The sequence below is a fragment of the Mesorhizobium sp. 113-3-3 genome (assembly GCF_016756495.1).
In the GTDB taxonomy this organism is placed as follows: Bacteria; Pseudomonadota; Alphaproteobacteria; order Rhizobiales; family Rhizobiaceae; genus Mesorhizobium.
In genome coordinates, this window is record NZ_AP023243.1 from 1,331,570 (window position 1) to 1,349,320 (window position 17,751).

Below are 17,751 nucleotides of genomic sequence, written 5' to 3' on the forward strand. Positions count from 1 at the left end.
GCTTTACACTTTTCCTGGAATTGCATCAGAACGCCTGCCTGACCCAGGCCTCGTCGAACAGCAGCCGGTATGCCCATGGGATCGTCACGTTGCTGGAAACCGGGTTCGAGTGGGCGAGATAGTCGTCATAGATCGGCTTCATCCTGACGTAGAAGGCGGGATCGAGCACCATCATGCCGTTCTCTGAATCGTGGAAGAAGCTGCGGTTGTTGAGGTTGACCGAGGAAATGGCGACCAGCTTTTCGTCGATCATCATGATCTTTGAATGCAGCACCACGTCGGGCGCCTTGAACTCGCGGATGTTGATGCGGTCGCCATATTTCTCGACGAACAGCTTGTTGAGCGCGGTGAGGAACTTGCCGCCAATGTCGCCCTTGAGGTCGATGCGGCCGACAATGTCGATCTTGACGCCGCGGGCGAGCGCCCGGTCAAAGGCCTGGGCGAGGCTTGGCGTCAGATTGAGGTAGGGGTTGACGATCTGGATATGGTGGCGGGCGGCGTCGACCAGTTCGACGAAATAGGCCTCCAGCGCATGGTCGTCCTCATAGGGCACGGAAATGAAGTGCCGGGCATTGACGCGGGGGCGGCCATCGCCTCGCACCGGGATGGAGAAGGGGCGCGCCAGATTGGTGTCGGCATCGCGCAACCATATTGTCGACAGTTGCGCGGCGAGCGTTTCGGCCGTCGCCCTGTCGGCGAACTCGATGTCGAAGTCGCTCCAGTTCGAGTAGTAGTTCAGCGAAAACCCGTCGGTCTTGCCGTATTGTTCAAGGTTCGGATAGCGCGACAGGTCGATCGGCTGATGGAACAGGAAACCATCATGGATGTTGCGGCCGCCGATGATGACGCGCGAGCGCGCTGGGTCCACAGCCAGCGTCGCCAGCATCTTGATGTGATGGGTCTTGTGCAGCTGTGAGATCTGCTCGTCGATCGGTGCGCCGTGATCGGCGCGCCAGCGGTATTCCTGCAATTCGACATTGGGGAACTCCGCCGCCAGCCGGTGCAGCAGGGCGTCGTCCTTGTCGCGCTCCAGCACGTCGGTGACCAGAATGCGCACCTTGGTGCCCAGTGCGGCATGATGGCGGATCAGCCGCTCGATGATGCGGCCGGAAAAGTCGGCCTTGAATTCGAGCGAGGACAGATAGATCAGCTTCAGCCTTGGCGCCCTGGAGAAATCGAGCGGCAGCTCCGGGTCGCCTTTGTCTATGGCCGCATCGGACAGCGGCGCGCCCATCAGCGCCTCGACCTTGGCGTTGAAGCCGTCGCGCGACTTGCGCAGCAGCCGGGGCTTGTCGATGGGCAGGGCGCAGGTCTGCGACAGCCAGCGGCTGGCATAGAAGGCGCGCTCGAGCGCGTCGAGGCCGGCGCTGTCGGGAACCGGACAGCGCTCGTAGCGACTGTCGAAGCTGGCGAGAGCAGGATCGGCGATCTCTTCGCGCCGAATGGTGAGCGGCGACCCGCCCGGCGCAAGGCTGGAGCGGATCCTTGCCGTGCAACGGTTCAGCCCGTCGCTTGGAAACAGGTTGACGACGTCGTCCTCACCCGACAGGCGGAACCGGAATGCCGCGCCGGCGGCGATGGTGCGTGAGGCGCCGGCGGCGCGCATCGCCAGAGGACCGTCGCAGGTAGCCTCGATCTCGGCCGGCTGCTCGCCAGCCTGGCGCACGACGATTTCGGTGCTGCGCGCCTGCAGGCCGGAGAAATCGAAAATCTTGGGCGCCGAGGGCCGCGCCGCCGCATCGATGTAGAGCGTCTGCCGCGACACCCGCCAGCGTCCTTCGAAATGACCCTCGCCGCTGCCGCCATTGGCCGGCGGCAGATGCGCCCTGGCGACCGGTCCGGCCAGTTGCTGCAGCGCCGAATAGGTCGCCTGGAAGTCGCTGTTCTGCACGTCGCGGCGGTTGCGTCCGAACGGGCCGGTGCCGTTGGCGCGATCCATGGCGCCGAGCTCATTGTGGGCGAGCAGCGCCAGGAAGCGTCTTTCGTAGTCGCTGGTCTCTGCATTGCCAAAAAACTGCGACGCCTGGGGCCCGGGCGTGCTGGCCGACAAAGACGGCCGCGCGCAGGCTTCCTGTCCCGGCAGCAGATCGCAGGCATTGCGGCCCGTGCCGGCACAACCGGCAAGGGCGGTCAGCCCGAACAGGGCAAGGATGCTAAATGCGTGGCGATTCACCCGGTGGCTCCGGCCTTCATGGCGCTCAACTGTGCCGGGTCGCGCGGCGGCATGAAGCCCTGTGGAAACACCTTGCAAACGGGGATGGCGAAGGTCGCGATCAGCAATTCCGCCTCGCCGCGCATCTTGCGCGGCGCCGCCTTGTCGTCACGGATTGCCCTGGCCGAGGCGACAAGCGCGCCGTCGCAGTCGCAATGATTGTGGCGGGCGATGTAGCAGGCGTCGTGGATCCGGCACACCGCGTCGAGGCGGTCGACCGGCCGGGCCGACAGATCGCCGGTGCGGGTGCCGGGGCCGCAATAATTGCCGATGACGAAAGGCGAGGGGCGCGCCATCGCGTAACGGATCGGCTTGGGCAATTCGGCTTCCGGCACTTTTGTCCACGGGTTGGCGCAGGCCGAAACGAAAATCAGCGGCAGGATGGCAAGAACGGCTCGCATTGTTTCCGCGCCAGCTTTCTGAACGATTTCCCCACCGGCGGCCCTGCCCATGGCCGGCGACCGCATGCCTGATGCCACACTGGCCGGTTTTGTGGCAAGGAAAAGGCGGCGTCCATCACCTGACCGTGTTATCACCGGGGCGGTACAATCTGTCAGGCGCATCGTTCCGGCCTGGCATTCGCGAGCACCCGTGATGCGTATCGGCTTTGTGGTTACCGCTATCGTGTTTCTGTCCTGCACCTCGGCGGCCAATGCCGCCGACAAGACCGTTCACGACAAGGACAACGGATTTTCCCTGACCTTTCCGGAGGGTTGGACCAACGAGGAACCTTCCGGCAAGACCATGCGGCTGAAGATCAAGTCCGGCGATCAGGGCCTCACCTGCCGGGTATCGGTCGGTCTCTATGATCCGCAGGCGTCCGATTCACCAGCCGATCCCAAGGCATTTCTCGAAACGGGCTGGTCGCCGCGGGCCTGGCACGAGATGGTCGGCGCCGCCTTTACCGCGGCGGCCTTCAGCAACGAAAAGTTGATCCGCTTTCCCGATGGCTATCCGGCACGAATGGCCGACATGGATTTCCAGGTCGGCGACGGCAACGCCAGCTTCCCCGGCCACGCCATGGTCGTGCTTTCGCTGCGCGGCACCCGCTTCGGGCTGGTGACCTGCGGGCTCACGGGCGACAGCGCCGAGCAAATGAAGCAGAAGTGGGTGCCATTGGCTGACGAAGCCCAACGGGTGGCGAGATCTCTTGTTCTCGATGGACCGTGAGCACCTTTACAGGAAAAGGCTTCTTTCCCGCTCCACCGCCTTGGTGATGAAGCCGGCGACGATCTGGATGCGGCGCAGCGGCCTGACCGATTCGTGATAGACCAGCCAGTAGGCGCGGCGGATGGGCGCCACAACATCGACGGCCACCAGTTCCGGCATCGAACGCGCCACGAAAGTGTGCAGGATGCCGATGCCGGCGCCCGAGCGCACCGCTTCGGCCTGGCCGAGCGCCGAGGAAATGGCGAAGCTGGTGCGCCAGTCGGCGCTGAATTCGGCGGCGTAATCGAGCGAAGGGCTGACGATGAGATCGGGCACATAGCCGATGAGCGGGTGCTGGCCGAGTTCGGCCGGTGTTTTGGGCAGACCATTGGCGTCGGCGTAGGCGCGCGAGGCAAACAGGCCGAGCGAATAGTCGACCAGCTTTCCCGCCACCAAGCGGCCTTCCGTCGGTCGCTCGACGGTGATGGCGATGTCGGCCTCGCGCCGGGAGAGCGAGAAGGAGCGCGGCACCGGCACGAGCTGGATCGTCAGTTCGCGATGCAGCGCGGTCAGTTCGCCAAGGCGCCTGGCCAGGAAGGCGACGCCGAACCCGTCCGGCGCGCCGATGCGCACGGTGCCGGAGATATCGTCGCCCTCGCCCGAAATGGTCGAGCGCGCAGCGATCATGTCGCCCTCCATGCGCTCGGCAATGTCGAGGAAGCGCTCGCCGGCCGGCGTCAGTTCGCTGCCGGTGGTCAAACGGCGAAAGAGCTTCGTGCGCAGTGCGTCCTCGAGTGCTGCGATGCGGCGCGAGACGGTGGCGTGGTTCAGCTCCAGCCGCCTGGCGGCCCCGAGGATCTGGCCGGCGCGAGCCACGGCGAGGAAGATGCGGACGTCATCCCAGTTCATGGGAATCCCCAGGAGATATCTTGTAGCCTGCCATTTGCGAGAATTGATGCTCGCCCGTCAACCGTTATCTACTTTTCGCACAACGGTTGCGTTCTTCCTCGCGTTGCCTTCGCCACCGCAAAGGCGGACAATGCGCCCATCACAAACAAGGGAGAGATATTATGATCGAATACGGTCATTTCATCGGTGGCAAGCGTGTCGCCGGCACCAGCGGCCGCAAACAGGACGTCATGCAGCCGATGGACGGCACGGTGCGCGGCACGGTGGCGCTGGCCTCGCAGGCGGAACTGCGCGCGGCGGTCGAGAACGCCAAGGCGGCGCAACCGAAATGGGCCGCCACCAACCCGCAGCGCCGCGTGCGCGTGCTGATGAAATTCCTCGAACTGGTCGCCCGCGACTATGACGAACTGGCCGACATCCTGGCGCGCGAACACGGCAAGACCATCGCCGACGCCAAGGGCGACATCCAGCGCGGCCTCGAAGTGGTCGAAGTCTGCATCGGCGCGCCGCACATGATGAAGGGCGAGTTCACCGATGGCGCCGGCCCCGGCATCGACGTCTATTCGATGCGCCAGCCGCTCGGCGTCGTCGCCGGCATCACCCCGTTCAACTTCCCGGCGATGATCCCGCTGTGGAAGATCGCGCCGGCCATCGCCTGCGGCAATGCCTTCATCCTGAAGCCGTCCGAGCGTGACCCGGGCGTGCCGATCCGCATCGCCGAATTGTTCCTCGAGGCCGGCCTGCCGGCTGGCATCCTCAACGTCGTCAATGGCGACAAGGAAGTCGTCGACGCCATCCTCGACGATCCCGACATCAAGGCCGTCGGCTTTGTCGGCTCGACGCCGATCGCCCACTACATCTATTCGCGCGGCACCGCGGCGGGCAAGCGCGTGCAGTGCTTCGGCGGCGCCAAGAACCACATGATCATCATGCCCGACGCCGACATGGACCAGACCGTAGACGCGCTGATCGGCGCCGGCTACGGCTCGGCCGGCGAGCGCTGCATGGCGATCTCGGTGGCCGTTCCGGTCGGCAACGACACCGCCAACCGGTTGATGGAAAAGCTGATCCCGCGCGTCGAAAGCCTCAAGGTCGGCCCGTCGACGGATTCGGCCGCCGATTTCGGCCCGCTGGTGACGGCGCAGGCGCTGGAGCGCGTCAAGGGCTATGTCGACACCGGCGTCAAGGAAGGCGCCACGCTCGTCGTCGATGGCCGCGGCTTCAAGATGCAGGGCTATGAGGACGGCTACTATATGGGCGGCTGCCTGTTCGACAACGTCACGGCGGACATGCGCATCTACAAGGAAGAGATTTTTGGGCCGGTGCTCTCGGTGGTGCGCGCGCCGACCTATGAGAGCGCGATCAAGCTCGCCAACGACCACGAGATGGGCAATGGCGTCGCCATCTTCACCCGCGACGGCGACGCCGCGCGTGATTTCGCGAGCCGTGTCCAGGTCGGCATGGTCGGCGTCAACGTGCCGATCCCGGTTCCGATCGCCTATTACACCTTCGGCGGCTGGAAGGCATCTTCCTTCGGCGACCTCAACCAGCACGGACCGGACGCCTTCCGCTTCTACACCAAGACCAAGACGGTGACCTCGCGCTGGCCGTCCGGCATCAAGGACGGCGCCGAGTTCGTCATCCCGACGATGAACTGACATCGGACACTTGTTTCACCGAGTTAAGGGCGCGGCTTTGGTCGCGCCCTTTTTGCGTGTCATGCGCCGATCTCCAGCCGCGTGATCCGGTCGCGGGTCAGCGTGAAGGCGTAGTGGAGCGTCGCAGGACTGCCGGGGAAATTTCCCGAGACGATGCCGGCGATCCGCCATGCATCGCCCTTGACCGTCGCGTCGGCGACCTCGACGGTCACCCGGTATTTGCGTGTCGTCTCCTCCATCCAGCCGCGGATGGCGGCCAAACCCCGATGGGTTCTTCCTTCGTCCTTGACCGTGGCGTCGGGCGAGAAGGGGACGAGCATGGCGTCGATATCGTGCCTGTTCTTGGCGGTGAAATAGTCGGCCAACGGCTGTGGAAGCTTTGCGGTCATGATGTCATCTCCGGTGCGGGTTGCCGCCATCAGCCGAGGCCGGCGGCGCTTGTCCGGCTTCTAAAATGCGATATGCTGGCGAAATGACAAGAACCGACGAAAAAGTAAGGTACTTACCTGAAGGTAAGGCCGAGCCTGAAGGTAAGGTTCGGCCCGAAGTTAAGCCCGCGACATTGACGCCGTCATCGGCGGCGAGCGGCGTCGAGAATGTGCTGCGCATCCTCGAAGGCCGCTGGAAACTGGTGATCCTGTTTCACCTGTTCGGTGGCAAGGTGCTGCGCTTCTCCGATCTCGAACGGGCGATCCCGGCGATCTCGCAGAAGATGCTGATCCAGCAGCTGCGGCAGATGGAGGCCGACGGCATCGTGCGCCGTATCGTGCATCACCAGGTGCCGCCGAAGGTCGAATATTGCCTGACCGATTGGGGCCAGTCCCTGTGCCCGGCCCTCGACGCCTTGCTGAAATGGGCGGCACTTCGCGAGCCAGCGCAAGACTGACGCGGCCGTTGCCCTGCAACGCGCCGCGCTCCCCGAAATGGTGCTTGTTTTCGGATCAGGACCTCACCATATCGATTCCAGGGAATGATAAAATTCCCATGCCTCCTTTTGCCGGAACGCGGAGGCGAAGGAGGTGCCAAATGGCACACAAATTTTCGTTTCGATGGATCAGGATGGGTGCTATCGGCATCGCGCTGGCGCTGTCGACGCTAGCGGCACGGGCGCAATTCATCTGCGGCGGCCACAGTGATCTTGTCGCGGGATTGGCGCAGGCCTTTCAACAAAAGCAGATCGGCTACGGCGTGGTCGGCCAGGCCGCCATTTTCGAGATTTACGTTTCGGCAAACGGGAGCTGGTCCATGCTGGTGACCGACGTGCAGGGCCAAAGCTGCATTTTCGCGACCGGTGACGGATGGGAGAATACCGCCGTCGCCACCGCGCAAGGAATCTGATCGCCCGTTCAGCGCGTCGCGGCGACCTCGGCATGGCCGCGCAACAGCGCCATCAGCCGCTTGGCATCCTTGGCGGCTCCCTCCTCGTCGCCGTCGAGGATCGAGCGGATCAGCGCGACGTGATGCTCGGCTGACTCGGCCAGGCCCGTGTCCGCCTTGTAGCGGAACCAGAAGCGGCGGCTGTGGGTCTGCAGGGGCGCGGCCAGCCGCGCGGCAAAGGGGTTGTCCGCGGCCATCGCCAGCGCCTCGTCGAGCGCCTTGTCGGCCTGGATGAAGGCAAGCACATTGCCCGAGATGACCGCCTTCTGCATGGCGAGCGCCGCCTCGTGAAACAGGTCGGCGGCCTCGCGGGTGACGAAGCGCGCGGCCGAGCGGGCCAGCACCACCTCGACGCCGCGCCGCGCGTCGAGCACGCGCAGCCAGTCGCCGGGATGCAGCGGCGCGATCGCGATGCCGGCGCGTGGCCTGACATCCAGCAGCCCTTCCCAGGCCAGCCGCTGGATCGCCTCGCGCACCGGCGTGCGGCCAAGGTCCAGCTTTTCGATGAGCGCCCCTTCGGTGACGAAGCTCGCCGGCGCCAGTTCCAGCGTGACGATCATTTGCTCGAGCACGTGGTACGCCCTGGTCGCGGCCGGCTCGGCGGATGCTCTGATTGCTTCGGTGGATATCAAAGGCGGCCTCCTGATATATTTTGAATATATCATAGCAGAATCCGCATTGACAGTCCGTTTCTTAACAGATATACGGCTGATATATCAGATGGAGACACGACTATGTGGACCGGAGTTTTCCCCGCCGTCACGACCAAATTCACCGCCGATGATCGGCTTGACCATGCCGAGATGGAGCGCTGCTTCGGCCTGCAGATGGAAGCCGGTTGCGATGGCATCATCGTCTGCGGCTCGCTCGGCGAAGGGCCGATGCTGTCGGCTGACGAGAAGATCGAGGTGCTCAAGACCGCGCAGAAAGTCGCCGGCAAGAAGCCGGTGCTGATGACTGTGAATGAGCCAGGCACCCGGGAAGCGGCCAGCATCGCCAGGCGCGCCGCGAAGGAAGGTGCCAATGGCCTGATGGTGGTGCCGAGCCCGATCTACCACACCAACGAGGAAGAGACGGTCGCGGCGCTGCGCGCGGTCGCCGAGGCCGGCGACCTGCCGGTCATGATCTACTCCAACCGGCTCGCCTATCGCGTCGACGTCACCGTCGACCAGATGGAGGAACTGGCGTCCGACAAGCGCTTCGTCGCCGTCAAGGAATCCTCCGACGACATCAGGCGCACGACCGAGATCATCAACCGGCTGGGCGACCGCTACGATTTGTTCACCGGCGTCGACAACCTCGCCTTCGAGGCGCTGTCGGTCGGCGCCATCGGCTGGGTGGCCGGCCTGGTCACCGCCTTCCCGCGCGAGACGGTCGCCATCTACCAGCTAATGAAGCAGGGCCGCCGCGAGGAGGCGCTCGCCATCTACCGCTGGTTCCGGCCGCTGCTCGATCTCGACGTCTCGACCTATCTGGTTCAGAACATCAAGCTTGCCGAAGTGCTGGCAATCGATACCAATGACCGCGTGCGCATGCCGCGCCAGCCGCTGTCGGGCGAGCGCCGCAAGGCGGTGGAGAAGATCATACGGGATGCGCTGGCGGTGCGGCCGAAGCTGCCGTCGCTCCAGACGTCTTCTCTACCGGCGGACAAACTGGTGGCAGCCGAGTAAGGGACAGCACCGACGTGCCAGGAAATTCCAAATCCCCGGAACAGGAGCGACGCTCCGCCACTGGGGCACCTTCTCCCCGTTCAGCGGGGGAAGGCGAGGACATCGCCATCATCGGTGGCGGCATCATCGGTATCTGTGCCGCTGCTTTCCTCGCCGAGGCGGGGCGCAGCGTCACTGTCTTCGACCGCACCGGTGTCTGCGAGGAGACGAGTTCCGGCAACGCGGCAGCCTTTGCTTTCTCCGATGTGCTGCCGCTGGCGCACAAGGGCATGATCAAGAACCTGCCGAAATGGCTGGCCGATCCGCTCGGTCCGCTCAGCATTCCGCCGGCCTACCTGCCGCAGCTCCTGCCCTGGCTGATCCGCTTCTGGCGCGCCGGTGCGCCGGCGAAATACGAGGCCAGCCTCGCCGCCCAGGCCGGCATGATGAAGCTCGCCGAGGCGGAATGGATGGGCCTGCTCGATCGCTCCGGCACGCGGCCGATGCTGCGCGAGGATGGCTCGCTCGAACTTTACGAAAGCGAGGCCGAGTTCCGCGCCTCGCTGTCCGGCTGGGCCGCGCGCGAGCGTTTCGGCATCGGCTTTCGCCATGTCGAGGGCGATGGCCTGGCGGGTTTGCAGCCTGGCCTGTCCCCGCGCTTCATCAAGGGCACCTTCGTGCCGGGCTGGAAGACGGTCGCCGATCCGAAATTGCTCGGCAAGGCGGTGTGGGCTTATGCCGAGGCCAGGGGCGCCCGCTTTGAAATGGGCCGCATCGACCAGATTACGGCAGACCAGCATGGCGCGACGCTGACTTTGGCCGACGGCACGACCAGGCAGGCGCGGCAGCTCGTCGTCGCAGCCGGCGCCTGGTCGCACCTTCTGGCGCGGCAGCTTGGCGACCGCATTCCGCTGGAGACCGAGCGCGGCTACAACACGACCTTGCCCAAGGGCGCCTTCGACGTGAAGCGGCAGCTGATCTTCTCCGGCCATGGCTTCGTCGTCACGCCGCTCGATACCGGCCTGCGCGTCGGCGGCGCCGTCGAGCTCGGCGGCATCGAGCGGCCGCCCAATTTCAACAGATCGAAGGCGCTCCTGAAGAAAGCGCAGCAATTCCTGCCCGGGCTCGATCCCTCGGGCGGGCGCGAATGGATGGGGTTCCGGCCCTCTCTGCCGGATTCTGTACCTGTCATAGGCAAGGCATCAGGAAACCGTCCGGTGGTCTATGCTTTCGGTCATGGCCATCTCGGCCTGACCCAGGCCGCGGCGACCGCACGGTTGATCCGGGAAATCATCATGGGGCAGGTTGCGTCTGTTGATCTCGCCCCCTTCAGTCCACAACGGTTTTGAATTTTTTCGAGGAGCGACATGGCCAAGAAATCCTTCTTCTGCATCGACGGCCACACATGCGGCAATCCGGTGCGGCTGGTTGCCGGCGGCGGTCCGCTGCTCGAGGGCGCGACGATGATGGAGCGGCGCGCGCATTTCCTCGCCGAATATGACTGGATCCGCACGGGCCTGATGTTCGAGCCGCGCGGCCATGACGTCATGTCGGGTTCGATCCTCTATCCGCCGACGCGCGAGGATTGCGACATCGCCATCCTGTTCATCGAAACCTCGGGCTGCCTGCCGATGTGCGGCCACGGCACGATCGGCACGGTGACGATGGCCATCGAGCACGGGCTGATCAAGCCGAAGACGCCGGGCGTGCTGAGGCTCGACACGCCGGCCGGGCTGGTCATCGCCGAGTACAAGCAGGTCGGCGAATATGTCGAGGAGGTGCGTATCACCAACGTGCCGTCGTTCCTCCACGCCGAAGGGCTGACGGTCGAATGTCCCCATCTGGGCGAGATCACCGTCGACGTCGCCTATGGCGGCAATTTCTACGCCATCGTCGAACCGCAGAAGAATTACCGCGACATGGCCGATCATTCCGCCGGCGACCTCATCGCCTGGAGCCCGGTGGTGCGGCAGCGGCTCAACGAGAAATACACTTTCGTGCATCCGGAAAACCCCGGCATCAACCGGCTGTCGCACATGCTGTGGACCGGCAAGCCGACGGTGGAAGGGGCCGACGCCCGCAACGCCGTCTTCTACGGCGACAAGGCGATCGACCGCTCGCCATGCGGCACCGGCACCTCGGCGCGCATGGCGCAGCTCCATGCCAAGGGCAGGCTCAAGGCGGGTGACGCCTTCGTGCATGAATCGATCATCGGTTCGCTGTTCAAGGGCAAGGTCGAAAAGGAGGTCACGGTCGCGGGCAAACCGGCGATCATCCCCTCGATCGGCGGCTGGGCGCGCATGACCGGTTTGAACACGATCTTCATCGACGACCGCGATCCGTTCGCGCATGGTTTCGTGGTCAAGTGAAGAGAATCCTGACCCAGCGGAAGGAAGTGTGGCGAAATGACGAACCCTGTCAGGAACGCAACGATTCTTCTTATCACCTAATTTTGACGGTGATTTCTTCGAAACGGCGCGCATGATGCGGCCGAATCGTCAAAGACATTGCGTTATGCCAATGATAGGGTCCGCGATAGTCCAGGGGTCGGGTGCAGAAAACGGGCGGTCGGAACGACGTGAATCGGAAACACGCGGGGCGGTCAAAAAAATCACGTTGCAATCCGGCCTCGAAACTTTACGACTAGGGGAAATACGAAAAGGAATGCGTCTGCATGGGCGACATTCCAGGGGAGCCATGTACACATGCAGTACTTTGTCCAGCAGCTTATCAATGGGCTGACGCTGGGATCGATCTATGGCCTGATCGCAATCGGCTACACGATGGTCTACGGCATCATCGGCATGATCAACTTCGCCCATGGCGACATTTTCATGGTGGGCGCCTTCACGGCGCTGATCGTCTTCCTCATCCTTGGCTCGCTGTTCTATTCGGTGCCCGTGGTCATCGCGCTGCTGGTCATGATGATCGTGGCGATGCTGCTTACCAGCCTCTACAACTGGACGATCGAGAAGGTGGCCTACCGGCCGCTACGCGGATCGTTCCGGCTGGCGCCGCTGATCACCGCCATCGGCATGTCGATCGCGCTGTCGAACTTCGTCCAGGTGACGCAAGGTCCGCGCAACAAGCCGATCCCGCCGATGGTCAGCCAGGTCTACAACATTGACGGTGTCAGCGTGTCGCTGAAGCAGATCATCATCGTCATCGTCACCGCGCTGCTGCTGGTGCTGTTCTGGTATCTGGTCAACAGGACCTCGCTTGGCCGGGCGCAACGCGCCTGCGAACAGGACCGCAAGATGGCCGCCCTTCTGGGCATCGACGTCGACCGCACCATCTCGATCACCTTCATCATGGGAGCCTCGCTTGCCGCCGTCGCCGGTACGCTGTTCCTGATGTACTATGGCGTGGTGGCCTTCTCCGACGGTTTTGTGCCGGGTGTGAAGGCATTCACCGCGGCGGTGCTTGGCGGCATCGGCTCATTGCCGGGCGCCGTGCTCGGCGGGCTGCTGATCGGCTTCATCGAGAGCATGTGGTCGGCCTATTTCTCGATCGACTACAAGGACGTTGCGGCGTTCTCGATCCTGGCCATCGTGCTGATCTTCCTGCCTTCCGGCATCTTGGGCCGGCCTGAAGTCGAAAAGGTCTGAGATCATGGCCGTGACCGTATCTCGCGAAGGCGACAGCGTCGCCACCCCCACCCAGCGCGCGCTTAAGGAAGCGTTCTATGCCGGCGCCATCGCGCTTGGCCTGTTCGTGCTGTTCATCGGTCTGAAGACCGGTCAGAACATGTCCAACGAACTGGTCCTGACCCAGCGCTGGGGCTTGCTCGCCGCTGTGGTGATCGCCACGGCCGTCGGCCGTTTCCTCTATGTCGCCTATGGCCAGCCCTTCATGGCCAACCAAAAGATCGCCAACGTCGCCACCGGTCTGTTGCCGGCCAGCGTGGGGTCGCGCTTCTTTCAGTTGCCGGCGTTCATCGTGGCTTTCGTCGCGGCGGTGCTGCTGTTCGCACTGAACAGCTCCCTTGCCGGATGGGTGGGAGCGGAAGCGGCCGGGTATCTGCAATTCCTGCGCGCCCTGGCGGTCGTCTATGTGCTGGCCTGCGTGATCTACTACTTCCGCGCCTTCATCCACGCCAACTTCACCAAATTGGGCATCACGGCGCTTGTGCTGTACCCGATCCTCGTGGTCGCGGTGCTTTCGCTGAACGCCTGGTCGATTGCCGGAGGGCTGCAGGGCTCGCTGAAATGGGTCGACAATTTCGGCATCCAGATCCTGATCTATGTGATGCTGGCCTGGGGGCTGAACATCGTCGTTGGCCTCGCCGGCCTGCTCGACCTCGGCTACGTCGCCTTCTATGCGCTTGGCGCCTATGCCTATGCGCTTCTTGCCACGCAATACGGCCTGTCGTTCTGGATCCTGCTGCCGGCCGCGGGCTGCATGGCAGCCCTCTGGGGGGTGCTGCTCGGTTTCCCCGTGTTGCGCCTGCGTGGCGATTATCTGGCGATCGTGACGCTCGCCTTCGGCGAGATCATCCGCCTGGTGCTGATCAACTGGCGCGAGGTCACCAACGGCTCGGCCGGCATCTCCGGCATTCCCAAGGTTTCCTTCTTCGGCCTGATGACCTTCAACGTGTCGGACCCCAACTACATTGCCAAGGTCCTGCACATCGCGACCTCAAGCGCCTACTACAAGATCTTCCTCTACTATCTGATCCTGGGCCTGTGCCTGCTTACCGCGTTCGTCACCATCAGGCTGCGCCGCCTGCCGGTCGGCCGCGCCTGGGAAGCCTTGCGTGAGGACGAGATCGCCTGCCGCTCGCTGGGCATCAACACCACCACGACCAAGCTGACGGCGTTCGCCACAGGCGCCATGTTCGGTGGTTTCGCCGGCTCGTTCTTCGCCGCGCGGCAGGGCTTCGTCAGCCCGGAATCCTTCGTCTTCCTGGAATCGGCCATCATCCTTGCCATCGTCGTTCTCGGCGGCATGGGCTCGCTGGTCGGCATCGCGGTCGCCGCGATGGTGATGATCGGCGGCACCGAGGCGCTACGCGAACTCGACTTCCTCAAGCAGATCTTCGGGCCGGACTTCACTCCCGAACTCTACCGCATGCTTCTGTTCGGCATGGCCATGGTCATCGTCATGCTGTGGAAGCCGCGCGGCTTCGTCGGCAGTCGAGAACCGACCGCCTTCCTCAAGGAGCGAAGGGCTGTCTCAAGCTCCTTCACCAAGGAGGGCCACGGCTGATGAATGCGACCACGCAAATGAACGACGCCATCCTGCAGGTCGACCATCTGTCGATGAAGTTCGGCGGCCTGGTCGCCATCGGCGACCTGTCCTTCACCGCCAGACGCGGCGAGATCACGGCGCTGATCGGCCCCAACGGCGCCGGCAAGACCACGGTGTTCAACTGCATCACCGGCTTCTACAAGCCGTCGGAAGGCATGATCACGCTCAATCGCGCCGATGGTTCCAGCTACCTGCTGGAGCGGTTGCCCAACCATGAGATCCCGGCGCGCGCCAAGGTGGCGCGCACCTTCCAGAACATCCGCCTGTTCTCGGGCATGACGCTGCTGGAGAACCTTCTGGTTGCCCAGCATAACAAGCTGATGAAGGCATCGGGCTACACGGTGCTTGGCCTGTTCGGCTTCAGCGGGTACCGCAAGGCATCGGCCGAGTCGATGGACCTGGCCAAGCACTGGCTGGAGAAGGCCGATCTCGTCGATCGCGCCGACGATCCGGCAGGCGATTTGCCCTATGGCGCGCAGCGGCGCCTCGAGATCGCGCGCGCCATGTGCACGGGTCCGGAGCTTCTGTGTCTCGACGAGCCGGCGGCCGGCCTCAACCCGAAGGAATCGGCGGCGCTCAACGAGCTCTTGATCGACATCAAGAACAACACCGGCACCTCGATCCTGCTGATCGAACACGACATGTCGGTGGTCATGCAGATTTCAGACCATGTCGTGGTGCTGGAATATGGCCGCAAGATCTCCGACGGCAATCCTCAGTCGGTACGCACCGATCCGCGCGTCATCGCCGCCTATCTCGGCGTCGACGACGAGGAGGTCGAGACCGTGCTGACCGAGGTCGGCGACGAGGACGTCATCGAGCAGCTCGACATAGGTCCGGATGCCGCGCATGGCCCGGGGACATCGTCATCATACCTGGCCGGACCGGTGAGCGACACGGTCGGACACAGCGATGGCGAGCGTGTCACCGTGTCGAAGGGCGCCTCGAAGGCGGCGCAGGTCGATGCAAAGGCCAATTTGCCAAGAAAGCCGTCCGAGCGGGCCACGGCCAAGCCGACCGGAAAATCCTCGACAGCCAAGCCGCGTGGGGGGCGTAAATAATGGCCGGGACAACGCTGCTCGATATCAAGGGCGTGGAGACCTACTACGGCAACATCCGGGCGCTGAACGGGGTCGATGTCACCGTCAAGGAGGGTGAGATCGTGGCGCTGATCGGCGCCAACGGCGCCGGCAAGTCGACGCTGATGATGACCATTTTCGGGGCTCCGCGCGCCCGCTCGGGCACCATCACCTTCGCCGGCACCGACATCACCCAATTGCCGACGCACGAGATCGCGCGCATGCGCATCGCCCAATCACCCGAAGGCCGGCGCATCTTCCCGCGCATGACGGTGATGGAAAACCTGCAGATGGGCGCCAGCCTCGACAACCTCAAGCACTATGACGAGGACGTCGAGAAGGTGTTCACGCTGTTCCCGCGGCTCAAGGAGCGCATCGCCCAGCGCGGCGGCACGCTGTCGGGCGGCGAGCAGCAGATGCTGTCGATCGGACGTGCGCTGATGGCGCGGCCAAAGCTGCTTCTGCTCGACGAGCCGTCGCTGGGCCTGGCGCCGCTGATCGTCAAGCAGATCTTCGACGCCATCCGCGAGCTGAACCGCACGCAAGGGCTGACCGTGTTCCTGGTCGAGCAGAACGCGTTCGGCGCGTTGAAACTCGCCACGCGCGGCTATGTCATGGTCAACGGCAATGTGACGATGAGCGGCACCGGCAAGGAACTGCTCGCCAATCCGGAAGTGCGCGCCGCCTATCTCGAAGGCGGGCATCACTGAGTTTGGAGCGGAATGTGCATCCGGTACCCCGCTCCAACTTGTTCGTTTGTCGCGTGATCCTTGTCCGAAAAGTCCGCGACTTTTCGGGATCATGCTAGGGAGACTTCATCATGCAGGGCATTCTCTATGAGGAACCCTCGATCTGGCAGTTCTTCTTCGTCACCTGCCTGCTCGGCGGCTGGGCGGCCTGGATGACCGGCAAGGCCAGCGCCCAGACATGGCGCTCCTTCATCCAGCTTTTCGCCTATCTGCTGGGTCTCGGCATCGGCATCCGCTTCATCCATCACGCGCTGTTCGACGGAACGATGTTCTCGCTGCACTACTATATCGTCGATACCATCGTGCTGATGATACTGGGCTTCGTCGGCTATCAATACACACGAACGAACCAGATGGTCACACAGTATAATTGGCTCTACGAAAGAGCTTCAATCTTGAGCTGGAAACCGAAAGGTTGACGTTCATCATTAACGCCGCGTCAGGGATGAATCGGCGTGACAAGTGCCTGAAAATCGGCAAACTATGCTTTCTGCGATAAGGGTGGGCATCGCATGAAAGCTTCATCCACGCCCACTCCGTTAATGGGAGCGTTTAAATGAAAAAGTCACTTTTGTCCGCCGTCGCCCTGACCGCGCTGGTCGCGTTCGGCGGCAACGCGTGGGCTGATGTAGTATTCGCCGTTGCCGGTCCGATCACCGGTCCGAACGCGGCCTTCGGAGCGCAGCTGCAGAAGGGCGCGGAGGCGGCGGTCGCCGAGATCAACGCCAAGGGCGGCATCAACGGCGAACAGATCAAGCTCGAAGTCGGCGACGACGTCTCCGACCCGAAGCAGGGCATCTCGGTCGCCAACAAGTTCGTCGGTGACGGCGTCAAGTTCGTGATCGGCCACTTCAACTCGGGCGTCTCGATCCCGGCCTCGGAAGTCTACGCCGAAAACAACATCGTCGAAATCACCCCGGCCGCGACCAACCCGAAGTTCACCGAGCGTGGCCTGTGGAACGTGTTCCGCACCTGCGGACGCGACGATCAGCAGGGCAGCATCGCCGGCGCCTATATCGCCGCGAATTTCAAGGATGCCAAGGTCGCCGTCGTGCACGACAAGACCCCTTATGGCCAGGGCCTCGCCGATGAAACCAAGAAGGCGATGAACGCCGCCGGCGTCAAGGAAGTGATGTATGAAGGCGTCAATGTCGGCGACAAGGACTTCTCGGCACTGATCGCCAAGATGAAGGAAGCCGGCGTCACCCTGATCTACTGGGGCGGCCTGCATACCGAAGCCGGCCTGATCATCCGCCAGTCGGCGGACCAGGGCCTCAAGGCACCGATGATGTCGGGTGACGGCATCGTGACGGACGAACTCGCCGCCATCGCGGGCGACGCCGTTGCCGGCACGCTCAACACGTTCGGACCCGATCCGCGCCTGATCCCGGCCAACAAGGAACTCGTCGAGAAGTTCCGTGCGCAGGGCTTCGAGCCGGAAGCCTACACGCTCTACGCCTACGCCGCCGTGCAGGTGGTCGCCGAGGCGGCCGCCGCCGCCAAGTCGAACGACCCGCAGGTCGTTGCCAAGGCGATGCATGAAAACGGCCCGTTCCCGACCGTTCTGGGCGATCTCGCCTATGACGCCAAGGGCGACCCGAAGCTGCCGGGCTACATCATGTACGAGTGGAAGAAGAAGGACGACGGCAAGTATTCCTGGTTCCCGAAATAAGCTGCTCAGCAGGTCTGAAATCCATGATGCCCGGCGCGTTGCGCCGG

At 63.6% G+C, this 17,751-nt stretch carries 16 protein-coding genes and 3 pseudogenes; 14 read left to right on the forward strand and 5 right to left on the reverse strand.

Translation table 11 applies throughout. From position 1 onward, the window contains the following. Nucleotides 1-25: 25 nt before the first annotated feature. Complete coding sequence (locus JG746_RS06330) at nt 26-2,173, reverse strand: phospholipase D-like domain-containing protein (protein WP_202357390.1); 2,148 nt, start codon at nt 2,171-2,173, stop codon at nt 26-28. Further along, nucleotides 2,170-2,613: a hypothetical protein gene (locus JG746_RS06335; RefSeq protein ID WP_202357391.1), complete on the reverse strand. Its 444-nt coding sequence runs from the start codon at nt 2,611-2,613 to the stop codon at nt 2,170-2,172. The genes JG746_RS06330 and JG746_RS06335 overlap by 4 nt, the downstream gene beginning before the upstream one ends. A 193-nt stretch (nt 2,614-2,806) precedes the next feature. Here JG746_RS06335 and JG746_RS06340 point away from each other — a divergent pair, with 193 nt between their 5' ends. Beyond that, entirely contained in the window at nt 2,807-3,382 is a 576-nt protein-coding gene (locus JG746_RS06340; RefSeq protein WP_202357392.1) for a hypothetical protein, read from the forward strand. Between the two features lie 6 nt (nt 3,383-3,388). Here the strand turns inward: JG746_RS06340 and JG746_RS06345 are convergent, their stop codons facing one another. Further along, the gene (locus JG746_RS06345; RefSeq protein WP_202357393.1) at nt 3,389-4,270 is read right to left on the reverse strand and encodes a LysR family transcriptional regulator; all 882 of its coding nucleotides are present in this window, start codon (nt 4,268-4,270) and stop codon (nt 3,389-3,391) included. 161 nt (nt 4,271-4,431) lie between these two features. On the opposite strand from JG746_RS06345, the gene JG746_RS06350 reads away from it, so the two are divergent. Continuing rightward, entirely contained in the window at nt 4,432-5,928 is a 1,497-nt protein-coding gene (locus tag JG746_RS06350; RefSeq protein ID WP_202357394.1) for a CoA-acylating methylmalonate-semialdehyde dehydrogenase, read from the forward strand. Nucleotides 5,929-5,987: 59 nt separating this feature from the next. Here JG746_RS06350 and JG746_RS06355 read toward each other — a convergent pair whose 3' ends face one another. Continuing rightward, nucleotides 5,988-6,317: a nuclear transport factor 2 family protein gene (locus JG746_RS06355; RefSeq protein ID WP_202357395.1), complete on the reverse strand. Its 330-nt coding sequence runs from the start codon at nt 6,315-6,317 to the stop codon at nt 5,988-5,990. 83 nt (nt 6,318-6,400) lie between these two features. On the opposite strand from JG746_RS06355, the gene JG746_RS06360 reads away from it, so the two are divergent. Then, nucleotides 6,401-6,814, forward strand: a complete 414-nt coding sequence (locus JG746_RS06360) for a winged helix-turn-helix transcriptional regulator (RefSeq protein WP_244730684.1) — start codon at nt 6,401-6,403, stop codon at nt 6,812-6,814. Nucleotides 6,815-6,954: 140 nt separating this feature from the next. Next, the gene (locus JG746_RS06365; RefSeq protein ID WP_202357396.1) at nt 6,955-7,266 is read left to right on the forward strand and encodes a hypothetical protein; all 312 of its coding nucleotides are present in this window, start codon (nt 6,955-6,957) and stop codon (nt 7,264-7,266) included. 8 nt (nt 7,267-7,274) lie between these two features. On the opposite strand, the gene JG746_RS06370 is transcribed toward JG746_RS06365, so the two are convergent. Next, nucleotides 7,275-7,970: a GntR family transcriptional regulator gene (locus JG746_RS06370; protein WP_202357397.1), complete on the reverse strand. Its 696-nt coding sequence runs from the start codon at nt 7,968-7,970 to the stop codon at nt 7,275-7,277. 69 nt (nt 7,971-8,039) lie between these two features. On the opposite strand from JG746_RS06370, the gene JG746_RS06375 reads away from it, so the two are divergent. The 10 genes and pseudogenes from JG746_RS06375 (at nt 8,040) to JG746_RS06415 (ending at nt 17,704) form a co-directional block, all read left to right on the forward strand. Continuing rightward, entirely contained in the window at nt 8,040-8,975 is a 936-nt protein-coding gene (locus JG746_RS06375; protein ID WP_202357398.1) for a dihydrodipicolinate synthase family protein, read from the forward strand. A gap of 14 nt (nt 8,976-8,989) precedes the next feature. Then, nucleotides 8,990-10,303 (forward strand): NAD(P)/FAD-dependent oxidoreductase, encoded by a 1,314-nt coding sequence (locus JG746_RS06380; protein WP_202357399.1) that lies wholly within the window; start codon nt 8,990-8,992, stop codon nt 10,301-10,303. 18 nt (nt 10,304-10,321) lie between these two features. Further along, entirely contained in the window at nt 10,322-11,323 is a 1,002-nt protein-coding gene (locus JG746_RS06385; RefSeq protein WP_202357400.1) for a 4-hydroxyproline epimerase, read from the forward strand. Nucleotides 11,324-11,659: 336 nt separating this feature from the next. After that, a complete protein-coding gene (locus JG746_RS06390; RefSeq protein WP_202357401.1) occupies nt 11,660-12,562 on the forward strand; it encodes a branched-chain amino acid ABC transporter permease in 903 nt (300 codons plus the stop codon). A 4-nt stretch (nt 12,563-12,566) separates the two neighbouring features. Next, nucleotides 12,567-12,893 (forward strand): annotated as a pseudogene (locus tag JG746_RS37810) (DUF3382 domain-containing protein); the annotation flags it as partial. A 144-nt stretch (nt 12,894-13,037) separates the two neighbouring features. Further along, nucleotides 13,038-14,162 (forward strand): annotated as a pseudogene (gene livM / locus JG746_RS06395) (high-affinity branched-chain amino acid ABC transporter permease LivM); the annotation flags it as partial. Further along, a pseudogene (locus JG746_RS06400) lies at nt 14,162-15,253 on the forward strand (ABC transporter ATP-binding protein); the annotation flags it as partial. The pseudogenes livM and JG746_RS06400, both read left to right, overlap by 1 nt. A gap of 11 nt (nt 15,254-15,264) precedes the next feature. Further along, nucleotides 15,265-15,993, forward strand: a complete 729-nt coding sequence (locus JG746_RS06405) for an ABC transporter ATP-binding protein (protein ID WP_202357403.1) — start codon at nt 15,265-15,267, stop codon at nt 15,991-15,993. A gap of 110 nt (nt 15,994-16,103) precedes the next feature. Then, the gene (locus JG746_RS06410; RefSeq protein ID WP_013892487.1) at nt 16,104-16,451 is read left to right on the forward strand and encodes a DUF6867 family protein; all 348 of its coding nucleotides are present in this window, start codon (nt 16,104-16,106) and stop codon (nt 16,449-16,451) included. A 137-nt stretch (nt 16,452-16,588) separates the two neighbouring features. Continuing rightward, nucleotides 16,589-17,704, forward strand: coding sequence for a branched-chain amino acid ABC transporter substrate-binding protein (locus JG746_RS06415; RefSeq protein ID WP_202357404.1), 1,116 nt, complete (start codon nt 16,589-16,591; stop codon nt 17,702-17,704). Nucleotides 17,705-17,751: the final 47 nt, after the last annotated feature.